This window comes from Aminobacter aganoensis (assembly GCF_014206975.1).
Lineage (GTDB): Bacteria > Pseudomonadota > Alphaproteobacteria > Rhizobiales > Rhizobiaceae > Aminobacter > Aminobacter aganoensis.
Window position 1 is genome coordinate 1 of sequence record NZ_JACHOU010000040.1, and the last position, 3,615, is coordinate 3,615.

3 protein-coding genes are annotated in these 3,615 nt (G+C 60.9%); all 3 read left to right on the plus strand.

The window, feature by feature from the left end; genetic code table 11:
* The first annotated feature begins 160 nt into the window (after positions 1-160).
* From GGR00_RS28050 to GGR00_RS28060, 3 genes are read left to right on the plus strand one after another with little or no spacing between them, the layout of a single operon-like run.
* A complete protein-coding gene (locus tag GGR00_RS28050; protein ID WP_184702833.1) occupies positions 161-1,774 on the plus strand; it encodes a Mu transposase C-terminal domain-containing protein in 1,614 nt (537 codons plus the stop codon).
* A gap of 13 nt (positions 1,775-1,787) precedes the next feature.
* The gene (locus GGR00_RS28055) at positions 1,788-2,669 is read left to right on the plus strand and encodes a TniB family NTP-binding protein (RefSeq protein ID WP_080919224.1); all 882 of its coding nucleotides are present in this window, start codon (positions 1,788-1,790) and stop codon (positions 2,667-2,669) included.
* Positions 2,666-3,532, plus strand: coding sequence for a TniQ family protein (locus tag GGR00_RS28060; RefSeq protein ID WP_080919223.1), 867 nt, complete (start codon positions 2,666-2,668; stop codon positions 3,530-3,532). The genes GGR00_RS28055 and GGR00_RS28060 overlap by 4 nt, the downstream gene beginning before the upstream one ends.
* Positions 3,533-3,615 lie beyond the last annotated feature (83 nt).

Here is a 3,615-nt window from a genome sequence, read left to right on the forward strand (position 1 = left end):
GGTGTCGCTCGGCACTTAATGATGAGAATCATGCTTCAATGATTTCAGATGCTTACGCCAGCACTTAATTTGCGAATGGGCAGTTAATTCGATAATGCGCATTGGCTTTTGTCACTTAATGTGAGAATGAGACTCGTGATGTTTTCCTCGCGAGCCTGCCATGAGAGATCGGATCCCTGATGAGATCGACGAAGCGCTTTGGGATGAAGCTTGCCGAAGGGCAGATGCGCTCCGTGAATTCCTGAGGCGCAATCCTGACGGTGCGACCGCGGCAAACGTTTCGGGGCTCGCTGCCGGGATGAATGTGAGTCAGGCGACGGCCTACCGGCTGATCAAGCTGTTCCGCGTCGGCGGGACCGTTCTGTCTCTTGTCGATCGCAAGCGTGGACGGCCTGTGGGTCATCGTACGCTGGACGAGAAACGGGAGGAGATCGTTAGCAAGACTATCAAAAAGTTCTACTTGAAGCGGACCCGACCGACGATCTCGCAGTTGGTGCGGGACGTGCAGACGAACTGCATTTCGGTCGGGCTGAAGCCGCCACATCGCCGAACGATCGTCGCCCGCGTGAAGGACATCGACCTGCAGAAGCGCGCAAATCGGCGTGGCGAACAGAAAATCGTCAAGGCGACAACGGCCGTCCCCGGATCATTCGAAGTCTCCCGTCCCCTGGCAGTGGTCCAGATCGACCATACCAAGGCAGACATCTTTGTCGTTGACGAGGAGACGCGGCAGCCGATCGGACGGCCATGGCTGACGCTGGCGATGGATGTCTGCAGCCGGATGGTGACCGGCTTTTATCTCACGATGGAGGCGCCGTCCCGCCTGTCCACCAGCATGTGCCTGCTACACTCCGTCTTCGACAAATCGGCATGGCTGCGGGAGCGCGAGATAACGGAGTCCTGGCCCGTCGCCGGTCTGCCGGACATGGTGCATGTTGACAATGGTGCCGACTTCCGAAGCCGGGCCTTCAAGCGAGGGTGCCAGGACGCGGGCATCGCGATCGAGTGGCGGCCACCCGGTGAGCCGCGTTTCGGCGGTCATATCGAGCGCCTGATCGGCACTCAGATGGGCAGGCTGCATCTCCTGCCCGGAACAACGTTCAGCAACGAACAGGAGTTGGGCGCCTATGACTCGAAGCGACATGCGGCACTGACTCTGAGGGAGCTCGAGCGCTACATCGCTCTCGACATTGTCGGCGCTTATCATCAATCGATCCACAGCAGTCTGGGTCGACCGCCGATCGCGGTGTGGCGGGAGCACGAGGGCGAAATCCCGCTTCGGTTGCCGCAAGATCGAATGCGCTTCTGGCTGACGTTCCTGCCGGAGCAGGAGCGGACGTTGATGCCTGACGGGATTCATCTGTTCAAACTGCGCTACTGGTCGCCGGCATTGAGCGCCGACGTCGGACGTTCTGACCGGCGCCTACTCGTAAAATATGATCCGCGCGACATGGCGCGCATCTTCGTCCGGCGGCCATCGGGAAACTTCGTTGAGGCCCGTTATGCCGACGTGACCCTGCCCTCGATAACGCTACACGAGGCACTAACCGCCCGGCGTACCTTACGTGCGAAGGGCCGTCGCGAAGTCGACACCCGCGCCATCGTCCGCACCGCCGTCGCGCAGCGGGAATTGGTCGAGGCGGCAACCAATAAGACGGCGGCTGCGCGACGCGGGAAGGCTTCTTCGAAATCGAAGGTGGATGATCGGGGATTGGGCTCGCTCCGCGGCGTCGACTCCAGCAAACCTGTACCCTTTGTTGAGGATACAGATTGAGCTGGAGTGAAACATGAGCGATCAAATCTCCCACCTGACCGCCGGCGCCGGCGCACTGCTTGCCGAAACGGACGAGCGGCGCATTCGCGCGATACGATCGCGCCGATGGGTGCTCTACCCACGCGCCAAGCAGGCGCTCGATCGGCTGAGCCGGCTTCTCGACCATCCACGCGGCACACGCATGCCTTCTGTCGCGATCTATGGCGACAGTGGCATGGGCAAGACCATGATCATGAAGCGGTTCCGGGACGAACACCCGCCGTGCTTCAACCCGGTGACGGGTACGCTGAAGACGCCCGTTCTGGCCATGGAGATGACGAGCCGGCCCGGCGAGCGGCGGTTCTACGCCGAACTGCTCACCCTTCTCGGCGCACCACAGAGGCCACGCGCCGATATCGCCCAGATGGAGCAAGCGGCGCTACGCATCATGGAGGCCATCGGTGTGCAGGTGCTGGTGATCGACGAGGTGCACAACATTCTCGCCGGATCTTATCGCGAGCAGCGCATTGTCCTGAACACGCTGCGTTTCCTCAGCAATCGTCTGCAGATCTCCCTGGTCTGCTTCGGCGTTAACGAGGCGCGCGAGGCGATCGGTGGCGACGTCCAGCTTGCACGCCGGTTTGAGCAGTTCACCTTGAGCAGGTGGGCGGCGAACGAGCAGTTCGAGACGCTGGTGGCATCGATCCTGCGCAATACGCCGCTGCGTCGACCCTCGGTGCTCACGCCGAAATCACTGCGACGGATTCTGCAGATAACCGAGGGCATCACCGCCAGCATCTTCCACATGATCAACGACCTCGCGGTTGACGCCATCGAACGCGGCCAAGAGCATATTGCAGACGAATCTGTCGAAAACTGGGAGCCGGAGTTCGAGGCCGAGGCGGCGTTCGCATGACGGAGACCGCGCCGCCACGGCAGTTGCCAGTGAGATTGCCGCCCTACCCTGACGAGCTTCTGTCGTCTTGGATCAGTCGCCATGCCGCCTTCTACGCGGTTCCGCCGCTCGTCATGCTCCAGCATTGCCTGCCGGAGGCCTCCTCATTGCGAGCAGTCGATCTCCATCTGAGCGGCGATCAGGAAGTCCGCCTCGCCAGTATTTTCGCCGCCAAACCGGCTGTTTTACGTCGAATGACCTTCATCAATGTGCCGAAGTCGTCGCATCGACTAATCGCCGCGAGGCCGGCACAGACCTGTGCACGTTGCAGCCCCGGTAGCGCGGAACCAGCGCCAATCCTGCGAAACCAGCTGCTGGGGTGGCGGATTACCTGCGTACATTGCGGAACACTACTACGAGGGTTCGGAAAAGGTGAACTTCGCTCCCCTTTCCGGCAAAATCACCGTGCGGCTCTGCGGGGTGAAAAGCTGCTCGACGACGAAGCCGAACGCGGCATTCGAACCTGGACATCGGCGACCGAAATCGCCCGGCTTCTGTTGATGCGGCGAGTGATCTGGCCCCTACCGCGCGAGCACGAGCTTTGGCGCTACCGGGTGCTCGGCGCCATCATTCCCGATCTCGACCATGTCGTTGCCGAGCAATTGCAGAATCTGCCCACACCTGCAAAGCCGATCCTGCCGCTCGATATGCGGCCGGCTCTGCTGGCCGGCGTTGCCATCGTCGAGCGCGCCGGCCCGGAAATGCTCCGGATGCTGCGTGGGCACATGATGGGCGACAACCGGGCCCGATTCTCTGACGCCGCAGAGAACATGATAGCTCAAGCCGGCACGCTGCGAGCTTCTAGGCAAATGCAGTTAATTTGAGAATCTGGCTGCAGGAATTCTCACGATTAAGTGCCTAACCCGGGCAAAACCACCGCATTCTTGCATTTAAATGCCAAGCGACA

What these genes read in the sequence shown, in the direction of transcription:
- GGR00_RS28060 (WP_080919223.1), top strand. Translation starts at nt 2,666, where the DNA reads ATGACGGAGACCGCGCCGCCACGGCAGTTGCCAGTGAGATTGCCGCCC.
- GGR00_RS28055 (WP_080919224.1), top strand. Translation starts at nt 1,788, where the DNA reads ATGAGCGATCAAATCTCCCACCTGACCGCCGGCGCCGGCGCACTGCTT.
- GGR00_RS28050 (WP_184702833.1), top strand. Translation starts at nt 161, where the DNA reads ATGAGAGATCGGATCCCTGATGAGATCGACGAAGCGCTTTGGGATGAA.